The sequence below is a fragment of the Moheibacter sediminis genome (assembly GCF_900176425.1).
Classification (GTDB): Bacteria; Bacteroidota; Bacteroidia; order Flavobacteriales; family Weeksellaceae; genus Moheibacter; species Moheibacter sediminis.
Genome location: NZ_FWXS01000005.1, coordinates 272,762 through 289,375, shown reverse-complemented (window position 1 = coordinate 289,375; position 16,614 = coordinate 272,762). Strand labels below are relative to the sequence as shown.

Here is a 16,614-nt window from a genome sequence, read left to right as displayed (position 1 = left end):
GCTGAGAGGACTGGAAGTTTATCCCAATACGAGGCTTCAGATCTTTGACCGGTACGGAAAGATCTTCGTGGACAGGATGATCGAATCGAGCTTCACTTGGGACGGGAAGTACAATAACCAGCCGCTTCCAAGTGGTAGTTATTGGTATATCATCACATTGGAATCAGGTGAGAAAATTAATGGGCATATTACAATTAAAACATAACATATTAGAAAATTAAAAACACATTATGACAAACAGATTTATTTTATTAATTACTTTATTTTTTTGCTGCTGTATTGGCACAAATGCGCAAAATCTACTTCAATTAGACAGGTTTACAGCAAATGATGCAGTTAAATACGACAGATTTGGAGATGCTGTGGCAGTTGAAGGTGATTGGGCTGTAATTGCAGCACCGAGTAATGGAACAGATGTAAATGGAAATGGAAACATCCCTAGAGCAGGTTCTTTGTATGTTTATAAAAAAGAAGGAAATGATTGGGTTTTCAAACAAAAACTGATTACGAATGACAGATCCGAAAATGATAATTTTGGGTTGGAGGCAGTAGCTATAAATGGTGATTATATCGTGGCGGGTGCAAAGGTAGAAGATGAGGATGCCAATGGAGCCAATACAATGGAAGACGCAGGTTCTGTATATATTTTCAGACGTGTGGGAGAAACATGGGTACAACAACAGAAAATAGTGGCTGCAGATCGTACTCCTACAAAATATTTTGGTGGAAGAATAGCTATTGATGGAGATTATATCGTGATTGGTGCAACTGGAGAAGACATAGATCAGGATCAGGGAAGAGACATAGGAGCAGCCTATGTTTTCAAAAGAAATGGAAGTTCATGGATACAACAACAAAAACTGTTAGCATCGACACCCTTTCGAAATGCTTTCTTTGGAAGTGCGGTAGATATATCAGGAAATACCATCATTGTTGGTGCAGATAAGGAAGATGTTGGAGGACAGATTTATGTATTTGAACTGGAAGGTGAAGTTTGGCAGGAAAAACAGATATTGACAGGACTGGAGGCTGGAGATTATACCGGTAGAGCAATTACATTAAATGGTGAATATTTGATTAGCGGGGCGTTTTTAAATAGCACGGATGTAAATGGAGAGAATGAAATAACTCAGGCAGGAGCTGCTTATATTTATAAAAAAGAAAACGGTAGCTGGAGCTATCAACAAAAAATAGTAGCATCAGATAGAGTATTAAGCAATCGATTTGGTTCTGTAGTAAGTGCTTCCGGAGATTTTCTAATTGTTGGAAGCATAAATGCAAAAACAGATCAAAATGGAGAAAATTCTTTTAACAATGCAGGAGCTGCTTATTTATTCAAAAATGTAAATGGGATTTGGGAAGAACAACAAAAAATAGTAGCATCCGCCAGACATGCCAATGCTCGATTTAGTGGCAGCATTCATTTAAATGGTGAATATGCGATAATTGGTGCTTACTCCGAAAGCGCAAATGTAACCGATACTTTTAGTTCACCTACCTATCAAATAGGAGCGGCCTATACATACCTTTTATGTAATACAGATACTTCTGTTACTTCGGAAGAAACGGAAATTTCAGCGAATTTCACGGAAGAAGGAGCTACTTATCAGTGGCTGGATTGTAACAATGGAAATGCAATTATAGAAGGAGCCACTTCCCAAACTTTCACACCCACGCAAAGCGGAACTTATGCCGTTCAAATTACAAGAACAAACGGATGTGTAAGTATTTCAGAATGTGTAGATTTTTGTTTGGTGGTAGAAGTTAATATCACTAATAACGAATCCGTTTTAACGGCTGATTATACCTCAGAAGGAATTACTTATCAATGGCTGGATTGTTCCAATGAAAATGGACCGATTGCAGGAGCTACTTCGCAGACTTTCAATCCAACTCAAAGCGGAAGCTATTCTGTTCAGATTACAGACACATTTGGATGTGTAAGTATATCTGATTGTTTTGATTTCTGTATCGCTGCAGAAGTTTCTGTCGCACAACAAGGAACTACTCTTACAGCTTCTTACAGCGGAAATGACGGTTCTTATCAATGGATAAATTGTACCAATAATGAAGAAATACAAGGCGCTAATTTACCGCAATTCATTGCTGTGGAAAGTGGAAATTATAAAGTTAGAGTATCTGATGCCTTCGGATGTGAAACTTTTTCAGAATGCGTTCAGGTTTGTTTGGGTGTAAACACAAATGTTCAGGTTCAGGGCAACACGCTTACAGCTTTATATGCTGGAGGAACTGCTTATCAGTGGATAAATTGTGATGATGAAAATGCTCCTATTGATGGTGCAACTAACCAAGCGTTTATTGCTTCTCAAAGTGGAACCTATGCCGTACAAATCACAGATGAATTCGGTTGTGTAAGTACTTCTGCATGTATCACAGTTTGTATTCCGATTGATTTAAACATCACTGTGTCAGGAGAAGCGATGACAGCAGATTATAATGGAGCGGGTGCAACCTATCAGTGGATTGATTGTAACAACAACAATGAACCAATCGCAGGAGCAACCGGGCAGTCGTTTACACCACAGACGGAAGGTTATTATGCAGTTATCATTACAGATGCTTACGGATGTGTAAGTATTTCAGAATGTACTTCTTCTGCTTTTCTTGCTTCTGATGATTTAAATGTTTCTGAATTTAGCATTTATCCAAATCCCGTAAAAGATTATTTGAATATCAATACAGGAAACAGTTCAAAACAGCCATCATCTTACCAAATCTACAATACAATGGGTCAGTTGATAGAAACTAAGTCAGTCAAAAACGTATCGGATCTGAAAGTAAATGTCACCTCTTATCCAAGCGGCGCTTATATATTAAATGTACAACTCGGCAAAGAAACTAAATCATTCAAGTTCCTGGTAAAGTAAATTTACCGATAAATCACTAATTAAGAGCCACTTCCCAAAGAAGTGGTTTTTCTTTATGAATTACCCTAAATACTCTGCTAAATAAAGAAATCCTATCTTGGTTGTTAAACAAACAATTTCTCTTCCCAAGCATTCAAACTCTCGAAGATGAGTTTCTTTTCCATTTTCATCCAATCGATTTCCTTTATGAAGCAGTTGATAGGGCCTTAAAAGCTTTTTTTACATTCTTACTTCCCGATACAAAATATGCAATAGTATGATTTAATCAGCATTACGAGCGTATTTGTGTCAAATCTGTAACAAAACTTAGCTAAATAAGCGAAAATATGTGCAAAAATCGGAAAAATTATTCTCCGTAAAAATATAATATAAATCAAGTGCTTGATAGTATCATTTGATATTATCAAATTTTAAAATCTATGGAATTTATATATTTCTACCTTAGTTTTTTACAAATTTCATCTATTGTATGAGATAACTCTTTAAAAAGTAAATCTTGAACCTGAAAACTTTTCTTGTTGTTTAATTTTCTCACTATCAAAGAGTTTAATTCTTCAAGAAATGCTAAGTCCGAACTTAAAAAGTCTTTAATATTAACCGACTTATACCTATCACTTAATAATAGATTAAATTCAGAGAGTGTTTCATTTTTTATAGATTGTAAAGCATTAAATAGTTCATCGGGCTTTAACAATTCAAACAACTCTTTCCTAACTTGATACTCGCTAAATATATCAGTAACCAATTCGCTATTATCTTCTGAAAGAGCAATTATAAGTTTATTAACTTTAATTTTCTCTTTTTTTGCAATAATTGATTTATGGGCTTCTTTTATCAATTCAACAATAACTTGGTCATAATCTTTCGTTCCGAAATGAAAAATAGAATCATAAAGTCTTTTATCACTTTCTTCCCTTAATTTAGCTATATTGATTCCATTAGATAATACTTCTTGAATTTCTTGAAGTGATAGGTTAATTAACTTATTATTGGAAAAATAATTGAAAAAGTTAGAAATCTGTAAATAATCATAGATACTATATTTACCATTCTTTGAGTGTTCTAAAACCTCACTAAAAAGTTCGGTAAACTCATCATTTGGTAAATGTCTAAAATTGTAGTTGAGTAATTTTCTGAATGCAGTTGTTTCTTTTGGTATTTCTATTGGGTATCTTGATGTTAATTCATTTGACAATTTATCAGTGTCAAGATAACCTGTTAAAATATACTGGTATATTGACGGATAAAAACAATAAATAGAAATATTATTTTGTAGATATTTTTCGTGGAATAATTCTAATTCTGATTTAGGTTCTTCTTTTTTGGCTTCGTTGTTAGAATGGTTGTCATTTAGAAGTTGCGAAAAATTAAACAGCGAAAAAGCAGAATTAATATCGTCATACCCTTTAAAATCTTCAAAGTCATTTGATGTTAAATTCCCTGTTTTAAATTCAAGAGTAATAATAAGCGTGAACAATAATACTTCATCAGAATAATTGGCGTGATTTTTTATGAAAGGATATATTTTATTCAGACTTTCAAGATAGAATGCTATGTTTCTTAAATTTTCTTGCTTGTATTCTGTTAATAGACTATATATGAATTCTTTTTTTTCTTTCAGGAAAGCATAAAATTCAGGATTAGTGTCAATATATTTTTCAAAAAGCAATGGAAAAGAATCGGACAAATTATTTTTAAAATTTAAAATCCGCCCCACTACTTTTTCTTTTATTGAATTATAGTTTTCATCTTTATCAAGTATTTTGCTTTCATCTGACAAAAAAATGACTTTGGAATTTTTATGCTCAACAAAGTTATTTACATATCCCAAAACTTCTGATAGCGGAATTTTACACCTTTCCAAATCATCAAAACAAAGAACATTTTTTGAGAATAAAGTTAAATCAATATCTACATCTTTTATTAGTTCTTCTGCATCAATACCCCATTTTCCCTTTACCCATTGAAAAAGAGCATTTTTTGACAATTTACCAATCGAAGCACTATTTTTTATATCTAATTTGTTAAGAAACGGTATTAGCTTAATTTTTAATTGATAATCTAATGTTTCTATCTTGCTTATACCGTTAAGCGATAAATAAATAGGCGTTAATTTGGCTTCTTCTGCAAGTTTTGCAAGTATATTTTTCCAATAATACGTTTTACCACTTCCCCAAGTACCATTAATAAGCAAAGCATAATTTGTTTTTTCTGTTTTCAAATAATCACTGAAAACATCTTCGATATAATTGTTTTTCATAGAAAAGGGAAGATTCTTTTAATTATTTTTCACTTAACTTCAACATAGCTTTTGCTACGCTTAAAGCAGATTTATCGTATTCTTCGTGTCCGTATCCGTGCTTTTCATTTAGCTCATAAAATGCTCGATATATGTCAAACGGATTTTGAGATTCTCCCACCCATTGCACGATAATATCCAAGATTTCATTCATAACAGGTTGATAAGTCATTCTACCGTCAGACTTTCTTACACCATTATTGTCAGATTTACGTTTTCCCAAGTTTAGAAAGATGTTTTTTTCATCATAGATTATATCTCTGACTTCCTTAAAATCTTTTCCTTTTGGAAGAAAATCCATTAAAAGTTTTCTAATCCCATTGTAGTATATTCTATATTTTTCTTCGGGATTGTCAAATTCTTTTCCTATTAATTCTCTTAACTCATTAATTTCTTCAATATTACCAGTTTCCGAATTAATAGATAATTGTTTTCCAACTTTCTCATTGGCTTTTTGCAAAAGTTCTAATCTTTCTATATCAGCTTGTGATACCCCTTGCTCTTTCTTAATTTTTTTATTTTTATCTTCCATTCTGTATATTTTTATTTAATTTCTAAAACAGACTTTATTTTTTCGCTCGCCACCGCAATACTCTCATTATCCCAAGTAATAGGATTCAGCTTTTTAATTGCGTGGTTATAATCAGGATAAAATTCTTTATATGCTGCGTGATAATTTTTTCCGTATAATTTATCTTGATACCACGCAAAAAATGAATAAACAATAGATTCGTGAATTTCATTTTCTTTCGCAAACTTTGAAACCATATAAGGGTTATTAACATATCTTCTTATGAAGTGAAACTTATCTTCTGAAAAGAAAAATTCTCTTGCAAAAGAATCTGCTTTTTCTTCAATTAGAAATAAATCATTGTCCCCTGTTAGATGAAAACTATTAGTTTCTATCAAATCATAATCAAATAAAATGTGGTGTAACTCGTGTAATAAAGTAAACCAAAGTGTTGGATATTTTTTATTAAAATCCGTAATTACCACACAGGGCTTATTATTTATAACAAAGGTTGCTCCCCTAATCTGTGTTGTAGATAAATAATTTTGAAAAATTACAGTAACCCCAATATTGTAAAGTGCCTTGCAGACAGTAAATAAACCATCTCTAACATCTTGTGAATATGGTTTGATTTTTACAATAAGCTCTTTTAATCGTTCTCTATTGTATTCATTAGGATTATTTATAACTCTGAATGTTTGATAAGCCGATTTTATCCAAAAATCTTTCATTTTGTCTGAAAAATTCTTTTTTGTGCGACTATACAATGGCTCGTCAAGCTGTTCTTCAAACTCTTTTATAGATTTATATCCAAAAAACGAAAGAACTTTATTGACTAATTCGTCTGTATCATCTTTACTATCAAAAAAACCTAATTTAGTTAGCCTTTTTACATCAAAATTCTTAACGATAAAAGTTGCTTTTCGGGCATTTTCAATAGAAGCAATATTATCTATGCTCTGATTTTTCAGAACTATCTTTATAAATTCATTGACATCATAATTTATAAACTCCGCTATTTTAACAACGTGAATTAAATTAGGTTGCTTTGCAGTTCCGTTTATAATTTCTTCAAATACGTCTTTATCAATATTGAGAAGTTTTAATGCTTTTGTTTTACTTATATTGTATTCTAAAAGTTTTTGCTCAAAAACATCTTTAATATTGATATTTGACTCTTCTGAAAAAATAGATTTCAGTAATTTATTTATATCTACATTTTCCATAAAAAGAGAATTTACCCTGCAAATATATGGAATTAAATTGCTTTTTCAAATAAAAAAGGGAAAATACCCTTTATTTTGTTTCTTAAATAATATTTGAAAAGATTTCGTACTATTACAATAAGGTAAATCATTCATTTCCCGAAAATAAAACGGGAAAAATTTTTCTCATTTTTACATTTTTTCCTTCTGATTTTGCAGGTGTCCAATTCGGCATATTTTTAAATAACTTTTCAATCTCATTTTTCAATTCAATAGGAATAGTCTGTTTAATTTCTATATTACTCACAGAACCGTCTTCATTAACGACAAAATTTACAATCACTTTACCTGAAAAATTGTGTGCTGACTCGGGAATATTGAGATGTTGAGAAATGTATTGATTTAATTTGCTGTCTCCACCTTTAAAAACCGCTTCTTTTTCAATCGCTGTATAAATTATTGGTTTTTCATTTTGAGTATCAGAATTGCTTTGTATCTGCCTGATTGTATAAATAATCATCGATGCAGGAAAGTATGCTTTTTTCACTCATAAAACAAGCGTTCAGCATTCCTTTTGTTTCGTGTCTTTGCGTCATTTTATCCACTTAATTATATGATAATTTTATACTCAAATTTACCCGTTTGTCTGATTGGAATTGAATTTTATCAGTTCTGCCGCTTTTCTCAAATCTGAATCCATAACGTGAGCGTATCTCATTGTTGTTTTCAAATCTTCGTGACCCAATAATTCTTTCACTTCGGTTATATCAGCACCTTTGTGCAGTAAAAGTGTTGCATACGAGTGTCTTGCACAATGGAACGTAATCGGTTTTTTAATATCTGCCTGAAACATCCATTCTTTCAAAATTATATTCATCCAACTATTGTAACGCAAATCTTTGAATATTTTTTCATCGGGTTTTCCTGATTCGCCCAACAAATCTTTTGCTTCTTTTGTAATCGGGTGGTATTGCAGACCTTTGGTTTTCTTTCTGTGGAATGCTATAAAATAATTTCCGTCGTGGTCTTTTTTGAAGTGTTGCCATTCTAAATTTTTCACATCAGTAAAAGACATTCCTGTTCTGCACGAAAACAAAAACGTTTTTTTCAACAACAGATTTTTGCAATGTGCATTTTCGAGTTTTAGTATCTCATCTTCTGTCAGATAAACTCTTACAGCTTGCTCTATTTTTGGTGCTTTTACATATTCTGCATAGTCAATATCAATCATTCTATCTCTGAAAGCATCGTGAACACCGTGCAAAACAACATTGAAATAATTATTGGCAGAAGACGTTTTTAACTTTTTCACATCGGTTAAATAATGTGAAAATTGTTCTAACGAATTAATATCTAAATCGCTAAATTTCAATCCGTCAGAATAAAATTCTTTCAAATGTTTTAACGCTGATTTCCAAGTGCTGTAATTCTTTTCTGTGTTTTCTCTTTGTTGGGTCAAATGTTCAAAATAAACTACAAAGTCTTTGATTTTATGCTTAGGCGTTTTTATACCCAATTCGTTATTCTGAATTTTTAGCGTTAATTGAGAAACATAAGTCTGCTTGTTGTGCTCTCTTTCGGGAATATTTTTTGGACGGTCATACAAAAACATTCCTGTTTTCTTTCTTTGTCTTTTGCCATTGACAGAATAATCAACATAGATAAGACTTTTACCGTCTTTTGCCGTTCTTAAATACGTTTTTACTTTCATATATCCGATTGAATTAAATATTTACGACTACTTATTTTCTTTGCTATTACCATATCTTCTTTAATATAACGATGTAACGTTTTTCTGCTGATACCATTCAATTTACAATATTCAGCAGGCGTTATAAATTTTCGAGAACCGATTTTTTGGTATGATAATAATTCACTTAAAGTTGTCTGTATTTGATTGAGTAAATCGGTGTGTAATTGAAGTTCTCTCTTTACATAATCTTCAAAATTCACTTCTAAATCCAATTTATGTCTGGTTTTCACTTTGTACGCCCTTGAAGCACATTGATGACTACAAAATTTAGTCGTTCTCTTTTGTGCTTCAAATTCCTTTCTGCAAAACAGACAAATTTTGTGATATGTTTTGTTGGCTGAAATCATAATAAACAGACATAGGCATACTTTAAATGGACATAAGCGGACAAATCCACTTTCTTTCAATTTACAAACCTTATTATTTGGCACAAACTGGCACAAAAAAGGAATTTGTGCCTAAATCTATTCAAAAATTTTGACACAAAATACAAAAATGGGAAAACATCAGCAAAATAAATGTTTGCAACTATCTGATTTTCATTGTATTTTGTTTCCGATTCTTTCTGTTGTTTTCATCGATTATTTTCCGATACAGAACTTCCCAAAAATAGTCCCTAAAATATCCTTGTCTACATCAATTTGTCCTGTAATAGAGCCTATGTGTTTTAAAGTTTCACGAAGATGAAATGCCAACAAATCTCCAGTCAATCCGATTCGCATTCCGGATGCTATATTTTCTAAAGATTCAAAAGCATTTTGCAAAGCTTCTTTATGGCGCATATTGGTGATTATGACGGCGTTTTCATCAATCCCGGATTTAATGGATTGCACTAATTTTTGTTTCAATAAATCTAAATTAAACCCTGATTTCACTGAAATTCCAAAATGATGATAATTAGGATAATTTTTCAACAAACTCATTTCATAACGGTCATTTGCCCAATCATTTTTATCAATTTTACTCAAAAGATTGAATACTATTTTGTCTTCTAAAATCGGTTTCAATTCTTTCAAAATATCTAAATCTTCTTCGTACAAATGAATTACAATTTTCGCAGAATTCACTTTTTCCTTTGCTTTTCCCACGCCAATTGCTTCAATCGTATCCACCGTTTCACGAATTCCTGCCGTGTCGATGAATCTAAAAGTAATACCGTCGATGACCAACGTTTCTTCAATCGTATCACGCGTGGTTCCGGGAATATCCGAAACAATTGCGCGTTCTTCATTCAAAAGCGAATTCAATAAAGTCGATTTCCCTGCATTGGGTTTTCCGATAATAGCAACGGGAACACCATTTTTGATGGCATTTCCGTATTCAAACGTCGTTAGTAATCCTGTTACTTTTGTCTTGATACTTGACACTAATTCTTTCAATTCCTGACGATTGGCAAATTCTACATCTTCTTCCGAAAAGTCGAGCTCCAATTCAATTAATGCTGTAAAATTAATGAGTTGCTCACGTAAAACTTGCAGTTCTGAAGAAATTCCACCACGCATTTGATTCAAAGCAATTTCATGTGAAGCTTTATTTTCTGCAGCAATCAAATCAGCAACCGCTTCGGCTTGAGATAGATCAATCCTTCCATTCAAAAATGCACGTTGCGTAAATTCTCCTGGCAAAGCCAACCTTGCACCATTTTTGATTAATAATTCTACAATTTGTTGTTGGATATAAGGCGAGCCATGACAACTAATCTCTACTAAATCCTCTGCTGTAAAAGTTTTTGGTGCTTTAAAAACGGAAATCATGACCTCATCTATTACAGTTTCTGAGTTTTGAGTTTTGAGTTTTGAGTCCACAATGAATCCATAATTGACAGTATGCGAGGCAACTTCTGTTAAATCTTTTCCTTTGAAAATTTCATTGGAAATAGAAATCGCCTCTTGCCCCGAAACACGTATAATCCCTAAAGCTCCGACTCCCTGAGCGGTTGCAGTTGCACAAATCGTATCGTTTTGAATCATTTTGCAAAATTAGTTCAATTTATAAGAACAAATCTCTTTCTCACCATTATATCAATTTGCTAACTTTACAAAATGACAGACCATGCGTATCCGACTTTTGACATTGTCAATTTGATTGCCGATAAAATCCCGAATGAAATGTTGAATATTGACCGTTTCGAAGGATACTTAGTCAGCAATCCGCACCTGAATTCTGTACATGGACATCATTATTACCACGTTGCTTTTTTCACCAAAGGAAAAGGCAATCACCTCATTGATTTTGAATATTTTCCAATTGAAAATGGAACCATTTATTTCATGAATCCTTCTCAGGTACACCAATGGTTTTTTGATTCTGAAATCGAGGGTTATGTGATCAATTTTTCCGATACTTTTTTTGATTGGCTTTCCATCCATTCCAATATTTTACAGCAATTTCCATTTTTTAATTCGCCGAAATTAAAAAATCAAACTTTTCAATTGGACAAAATTTCAGTGGAGAAAATCACTTCTATTTTTGAAGAAATGTTAGATGAAATGAAAGAAGAAAAAACTTATTCCAATCTGATTCTTGCATTAAAATTGCTTGAAATTTTTGCTTTGACAGGAAGATATTTCCCGACAAAAATTGAAATTCCAGAGAAACAAAAACAAAATTCTATTACCCTAAAAAAATTCCAAAACCTGATTGAAGAAAATTTCAAAAACATCAGATTACCAAAATATTACGCAGAATTATTACACATAACACCTAATCATCTGAATGTTATTTGTAAAGAATTAACGGGCATTTCCGCCGGAGAATTTATCCGAAACAGAATCATTTTGGAAGCCAAAAGATTGTTGATTAATTTTGATTTATCAGTGAGTGAAATTGCTTATAATCTCAATTTCCAAGACACTTCATACTTTGTGAAATTCTTCAAAAAATCAACCCAAATAACGCCGGAAGTTTTCAGAAAAAAATTTTACAAATAAAAGTCAAATCCATAAAAAGTACCATAGATTCAATTTTCCTTACCGCAGTCAATTACCATTATGTCTTTAATTTTGTTCCTGTAAACAAATCTTGATGATTTGAAAGGAATGAAAAGAATGGAAAACAATACAATTGAAGCCAAAAAAAATTCACAAGAAAATGAAGAATTCAGAAATAACTTCGGGACTATGGATAGAAAAGGAACCCGAAAATGGGTTTATCCGAAAAAAACTTCCGGAAAATTTACCAAATGGAGAACTTTAGTGAGTTGGGGCTTACTGGCATTTCTGACAATTATTCCTTTTATCAAATTGCCCAATGGCAATCCGATTTTTAAATTTGATTTTCTCAATACTGAATTTTACCTGTTTGGATTTCCATTTTTCATTTCAGATTTTTTCCTGTTGGCAATCGGAATGATCACGACGGTCGTTTTCATATTGGTATTCACTTCCGTTTTTGGACGTATATTTTGTGGATGGATATGTCCTCAAACTATATTTATGGAAATGGTTTTCAGAAAGATTGAATATGCCATCGAAGGAGACCGCGCAAAGCAAATGAGACTGGATAATCAGCCTTGGAATCAGGAAAAAATCATCAAAAAAACTGCTAAATGGTTCGCTTTTGCTTTGGTTTCATTTTTCATTACCAACATTCTATTTTCTTATGTGATGGGTTCTGATAAATTGATCCAACAAATCACCGAAGGTCCGTTCAGACATAGCGAAACATTCATCACATTTCTGATTTTCAGTGCTTTGTTTTATTTTGTTTTTGCTTGGTTTCGTGAACAGGCTTGCACTTTGGTTTGTCCTTATGGAAGGCTTCAGGGCGTTTTGATTGATAAAAAAAGTATCGTCGTGGCTTATGATTTCAAACGTGGCGAATCGTCTGCAGGAAGGGCTACTTTTAGGAAAAATGAAGATCGAAAAGCAGTTAACAAAGGTGATTGTATTGACTGTAAGCAATGCGTGGTTGTTTGTCCAACAGGAATTGACATCAGAAATGGTTTGCAAATGGAATGTGTTGGCTGCACGGCTTGTATTGATGCTTGTGATGAAGTCATGGAAAAAATTCATTTACCCAAAGGACTCATTCGTTATACTTCCGAAGAAAATATAGAGGAAGAAAAACACTTCACTTTTACGCCCAAAATGGTTTTATTTTCCTTAGGTCTAATTGCTTTGTCGGGAATTATATTTTCGTTTCTTTTTGTGAGAAATGATGTTGAGGCTAAATTTCTACAGGTTCCGGGAAGAAATTTTAAAGTGATTGAAAACAACGTTGAAAATTATTATCAATACAATTTGTTCAATAAAACCAATGATTTGAAACTAATTAAGATTGGTTTATCATCTCACAAAGGAGAAAAAATCAATGTGATTGGAAACAGTCAATTGATTGAACTTCCAAAAGGAGAATTGAAACAAGGAACAATTTCAGTAAGTATTCCACAAACAGAATTGAATTCCTACAAGGAAAAAGTAGTTTTTGAAATCACAGACCAAAATGGAAAAAGTATCGATACTTATACGACAAGTTTTATGGCTCCTTATTAGAGAATTATTGTTTTTCTACCAACAATTTTTCAGTGACTTTTTCGCTCAAAGTAATTTCTTGATTGTAAAATTTAACCGTCATCGTTTGGTCAAATTCTTCTTTATGCAAAACTTCGATAATCGTATCTAATTGTAAATTTTTAGAATTCAAAAATTTTAGAAATTCTTCATTGGAATGTGTGACAGCAACTAATTTCACTAAATCATTTTTACCAAAAAAGCTCAAAGGATTGTAATTTTTTAGCTGAATGTTTCCAGAATTGTCGGGAATCGGCGAACCATGCGGATCGACCGTCGGAAAATCAAGCATTTCATCCATTTTCGCAAAGAATTTTGGTGAATGAATGTGTTCAATTTGTTCGGCAACCTCATGCACTTCCTCCCATCCAAAACCCATTTTTTCGACCAAAAACATTTCTGTCAATCGGTGCTTCCTGATTATGAGCAAAGCAGTCATACGTCCTTCTTCGGTCAAAGTAATCGGTTTGTAAGACTGATAATTTATGTAACCTTTTGCTGATAAACGCTTTACCATACTGTTAACTGTCGGCATTTTGATATTCAAAGATTTGCTTAAATCATTGACAGTAATTTCTCCGGATTTTTCGGACAAATTGAACATTGCTTTCAGGTAGTTTTCTTCAGTAAATGAATTCATTTTTCAAAATTACGAATTAACTTTCTTTTTCAATTCAATCAAAGTAATTTCCGGCCAAATTCCTACCCTCCCCGGATAAGCATGGTATCCAAATCCGCGGTTTACATAAATATATCGGCTCGCATTTTCGTATAATCCCGCCCAATATCTGTAAACATACTGCACCGGGCTCCACTTGAAAACGCCCGGAATTTCAATTCCAAACTGCATTCCATGCGTATGTCCACTCAAAGTCAAATGATAATTCAACGGATGCTCTTTCACTTCCAAATCCCAATGTGACGGATCGTGCGAAAGCAATATTTTGAAATCTTCTTTATTTAAACCTTCTGAAGCTTTCTTCAAATCTCCTGCCTGCTTAAATCCCTTTCCCCAGTTTTCAACACCGATTAAACTAATTTTTGAATTTCCTTTTTTAATTTTTACATTTTGATTTAATAATAAATTGAATCCGATTTTTGGATGAATTCCTTTTATATATTCAAAATTCAGCGTTTTATCATTGTCACTCGGCCAAATGACATATTCGCCGTAATCATGGTTTCCTAAAACCGAATATTTACCAAATTCAGGTTTTTTGATAAGTGAAAATAATTCCACCCAATTGTCCATTTCAGAGCCATGTGTATTGACCAAATCGCCTGTAAATACAAATAAATCAAAATCTTGTTCATTGATCAAATCAATCCCATATTTGATTTTTTCAGGATTGTCAAAGCTTCCGCTATGAATGTCAGACAATTGCATCAAAGTAAATCCATCAAATTCGTCCGGCAAATCATCAAAAAATACTTGTTGTTTGATAACTTTATAATTGTATCGACCTTGAAAAATTCCATAAATAATTGATGCAAAAGGAATTGCCGCAATGCCCAAAGCCAGTGTACTTAAGAATCTTCTTCTTTCGGGTAAAAATGCTTCTGCAGGTTTTGATTGCGTGAAATGCTGATAAGTTCCTACGAAAAGTCTTAAAATGTCTTCGCCCAAAAGGAAAAGTGAAATCACCAATTTGGGAATGTAAATCAAAAGAAATAATCCCAAAGTAAACAATGTGTTGGCATTTTGACCGGTGTTTCTGTCAAATTTTGTAAATGAATAAATGATATAAGCCAATGCGACAAAGGAAAATAGCAAATAAATTCTCTGAATCCATTTATTATCAAAAGCCGTCCGGACTGCCTGAAAAGAATACCACTCAACTATAACCGCAAACAAAAAAAACAACAACCAGCGCATCATCCTATAAAAATTGAATTGCAAATTTAACGACTATTCAGTCACAGAAAATGTTAATTATTAATCAAAATTTAACGCTTATCTTTTTCCAAAATATTTACCTTTCGCCAAACAAAAATTGAGATGGACAGAAGGAAATTCTTCAAATACGGAAGCCTTGCAACAGTCGGGGCAACAATGCTTTCCCCGATTGAAATCTTTGGGAAGGAAGTTGATTTTATAAACAAAGGCGGCACAGCCAAAAACATAATCATGCTGATTAGTGACGGAATGAGCACCGGAACCCTTAACATGGCAGACTTATATCTGAACAGGAAAACAGGAAAAGGCTCCAATTGGATGCAGCTTTACAAGGACAACAGAGTTTCTCGTGCATTGATGGATACGGCTTCTGCAAGTTCAATCGTAACGGATTCTGCTGCTGCAAGTTCAGCATTTGGAGGTGGATTTAGAGTGAAAAACGGTTCGTTGAATATAAGTCCGGAAGGAAAACCAAATATGCCCATCTGGCAAAAATTTAAAAAAGCAGGAAAAAAAGCAGGTTGTGTGACGACAGTTACCATTACTCATGCGACACCTGCAGGTTTTTGTGTTTGTAACGACAGCAGAAATTCTCAGCCTGAAATCGCAGAAGAATATTTGAAACAAGGTTTCGATGTACTTTTGGGTGGTGGAGACCAATATTTCAATTCAGAAAAAAGAGAAGACAAAAAAAACGTTTATAAAGACTACGAAAACAAAGGTTACAAAGTAGTCAAGTCAAGAAATCAACTCCAAAATGCACCGGACAACAAACCTTTGTTAGGTGTTTTTGACCATGATGCTTTGCCTTATACAGTCGACAGAAATTCATCCAAAGAATTACAGGAACAAATGCCTACTTTGGCAGAAATGGCACAAAAAGCGATAGACTGCATGAAATCTAATCCAAAAGGATTTGTGCTACAGATTGAAGGTGGTAAAGTAGATTGGGCAGCACATGCCAACGATATTTCAGGATTGATTTATGATCAGGTTGCATTTGATGAAGCCGTAAAAGTGGCGATTGATTTTGCAGAAAAAGACAAAAACACTTTGGTAATCATCACAACTGACCACGGGAATGCCAATCCGGGTGTGATTTATGGGAAAAATGCTAATGATGGTTTTGACAGTATCCAGAATTATACACATACCAATGAATATTTATTAAACCAAATTCACGCAGAAGACAGCACTAGTAAAATCAAAGATTTAATCCAACAGGTAAATGGAATTTCTTTAACAGACGAAGATGCGACACACATTCAATCTTATTATTCAGGTTTGGAAAAAGGCGAAGAAGGTTTATATAATTACAAGAAATTACCTTTCAAAACCTATTCTGAAATCCAGAGAAAATATAATTCGGTCGGCTGGATCAGTATGGATCACTCGGCAGATTATGTCGAATTGGCAATGTTTGGACCTGGAAGTGAAAATTTAAAACCATTCATCAAAAATACTGATATTCACTATTTAATGCTTGAGTCTGCGGGAGTTGAAAATAAATTTTAATACAATTAGTTAACGAAACATTACAAAAATGTTAA

At 33.0% G+C, this 16,614-nt stretch carries 14 protein-coding genes; 5 read left to right on the top strand and 9 right to left on the bottom strand.

Features of this window, described 5'->3' with window-relative positions; all coding sequences use genetic code 11:
* Both B8977_RS09570 and B8977_RS09565 read left to right on the top strand, forming a co-directional pair.
* Window positions 1–205, top strand: a 205-nt coding sequence (locus tag B8977_RS09570) for a T9SS type B sorting domain-containing protein (RefSeq protein ID WP_159447478.1), incomplete at its 5' end; no start/stop codon positions are given.
* A gap of 25 nt (window positions 206–230) precedes the next feature.
* A complete protein-coding gene (locus B8977_RS09565; RefSeq protein WP_084017484.1) occupies window positions 231–2,888 on the top strand; it encodes a T9SS type A sorting domain-containing protein in 2,658 nt (885 codons plus the stop codon).
* A gap of 436 nt (window positions 2,889–3,324) precedes the next feature.
* Here B8977_RS09565 and B8977_RS09560 read toward each other — a convergent pair whose 3' ends face one another.
* The 7 genes from B8977_RS09560 to mnmE form a co-directional block, all read right to left on the bottom strand.
* Entirely contained in the window at window positions 3,325–5,148 is a 1,824-nt protein-coding gene (locus B8977_RS09560; protein ID WP_084017483.1) for a P-loop NTPase fold protein, read from the bottom strand.
* 22 nt (window positions 5,149–5,170) lie between these two features.
* On the bottom strand, window positions 5,171–5,719 hold the full coding sequence (locus B8977_RS09555; RefSeq protein ID WP_084017482.1) for a hypothetical protein: 549 nt from the start codon (window positions 5,717–5,719) through the stop codon (window positions 5,171–5,173).
* An 11-nt stretch (window positions 5,720–5,730) separates the two neighbouring features.
* Entirely contained in the window at window positions 5,731–6,924 is a 1,194-nt protein-coding gene (locus tag B8977_RS09550; RefSeq protein WP_084017481.1) for an ImmA/IrrE family metallo-endopeptidase, read from the bottom strand.
* 127 nt (window positions 6,925–7,051) lie between these two features.
* Window positions 7,052–7,450: an energy transducer TonB gene (locus B8977_RS09545; RefSeq protein WP_143736431.1), complete on the bottom strand. Its 399-nt coding sequence runs from the start codon at window positions 7,448–7,450 to the stop codon at window positions 7,052–7,054.
* 87 nt (window positions 7,451–7,537) lie between these two features.
* Entirely contained in the window at window positions 7,538–8,614 is a 1,077-nt protein-coding gene (locus tag B8977_RS09540) for a tyrosine-type recombinase/integrase (RefSeq protein WP_084017479.1), read from the bottom strand.
* Entirely contained in the window at window positions 8,611–8,868 is a 258-nt protein-coding gene (locus B8977_RS09535) for a MerR family transcriptional regulator (RefSeq protein ID WP_143736430.1), read from the bottom strand. The genes B8977_RS09540 and B8977_RS09535 overlap by 4 nt, the downstream gene beginning before the upstream one ends.
* Before the next feature lie 369 nt (window positions 8,869–9,237).
* Entirely contained in the window at window positions 9,238–10,626 is a 1,389-nt protein-coding gene (gene mnmE / locus B8977_RS09530; RefSeq protein ID WP_084017477.1) for a tRNA uridine-5-carboxymethylaminomethyl(34) synthesis GTPase MnmE, read from the bottom strand.
* Window positions 10,627–10,698: 72 nt separating this feature from the next.
* On the opposite strand from mnmE, the gene B8977_RS09525 reads away from it, so the two are divergent.
* Complete coding sequence (locus tag B8977_RS09525; RefSeq protein WP_084017476.1) at window positions 10,699–11,586, top strand: AraC family transcriptional regulator; 888 nt, start codon at window positions 10,699–10,701, stop codon at window positions 11,584–11,586.
* Window positions 11,587–11,703: 117 nt separating this feature from the next.
* Window positions 11,704–13,149, top strand: coding sequence for a cytochrome c oxidase accessory protein CcoG (gene ccoG, locus B8977_RS09520; protein WP_084017495.1), 1,446 nt, complete (start codon window positions 11,704–11,706; stop codon window positions 13,147–13,149).
* Window positions 13,150–13,153: 4 nt separating this feature from the next.
* Here the strand turns inward: ccoG and B8977_RS09515 are convergent, their stop codons facing one another.
* Both B8977_RS09515 and B8977_RS09510 read right to left on the bottom strand, forming a co-directional pair.
* A complete protein-coding gene (locus B8977_RS09515; RefSeq protein WP_084017475.1) occupies window positions 13,154–13,807 on the bottom strand; it encodes a metal-dependent transcriptional regulator in 654 nt (217 codons plus the stop codon).
* Between the two features lie 9 nt (window positions 13,808–13,816).
* Window positions 13,817–15,046: a metallophosphoesterase gene (locus B8977_RS09510; protein WP_084017474.1), complete on the bottom strand. Its 1,230-nt coding sequence runs from the start codon at window positions 15,044–15,046 to the stop codon at window positions 13,817–13,819.
* A gap of 120 nt (window positions 15,047–15,166) precedes the next feature.
* Here B8977_RS09510 and B8977_RS09505 point away from each other — a divergent pair, with 120 nt between their 5' ends.
* Window positions 15,167–16,579, top strand: a complete 1,413-nt coding sequence (locus tag B8977_RS09505; RefSeq protein WP_084017473.1) for an alkaline phosphatase — start codon at window positions 15,167–15,169, stop codon at window positions 16,577–16,579.
* The last annotated feature ends 35 nt before the right edge of the window (window positions 16,580–16,614 follow it).

Bases quoted from the DNA above. Each gene is read 5' to 3' on its own strand.
- B8977_RS09515 (WP_084017475.1), bottom strand. From the start codon at position 13,807: ATGAATTCATTTACTGAAGAAAACTACCTGAAAGCAATGTTCAATTTG.
- B8977_RS09540 (WP_084017479.1), bottom strand. From the start codon at position 8,614: ATGAAAGTAAAAACGTATTTAAGAACGGCAAAAGACGGTAAAAGTCTT.
- mnmE (WP_084017477.1), bottom strand. From the start codon at position 10,626: ATGATTCAAAACGATACGATTTGTGCAACTGCAACCGCTCAGGGAGTC.
- B8977_RS09560 (WP_084017483.1), bottom strand. From the start codon at position 5,148: ATGAAAAACAATTATATCGAAGATGTTTTCAGTGATTATTTGAAAACA.
- B8977_RS09510 (WP_084017474.1), bottom strand. From the start codon at position 15,046: ATGATGCGCTGGTTGTTGTTTTTTTTGTTTGCGGTTATAGTTGAGTGG.
- B8977_RS09565 (WP_084017484.1), top strand. From the start codon at position 231: ATGACAAACAGATTTATTTTATTAATTACTTTATTTTTTTGCTGCTGT.
- B8977_RS09505 (WP_084017473.1), top strand. From the start codon at position 15,167: ATGGACAGAAGGAAATTCTTCAAATACGGAAGCCTTGCAACAGTCGGG.
- B8977_RS09550 (WP_084017481.1), bottom strand. From the start codon at position 6,924: ATGGAAAATGTAGATATAAATAAATTACTGAAATCTATTTTTTCAGAA.
- B8977_RS09525 (WP_084017476.1), top strand. From the start codon at position 10,699: ATGACAGACCATGCGTATCCGACTTTTGACATTGTCAATTTGATTGCC.
- ccoG (WP_084017495.1), top strand. From the start codon at position 11,704: ATGGAAAACAATACAATTGAAGCCAAAAAAAATTCACAAGAAAATGAA.
- B8977_RS09555 (WP_084017482.1), bottom strand. From the start codon at position 5,719: ATGGAAGATAAAAATAAAAAAATTAAGAAAGAGCAAGGGGTATCACAA.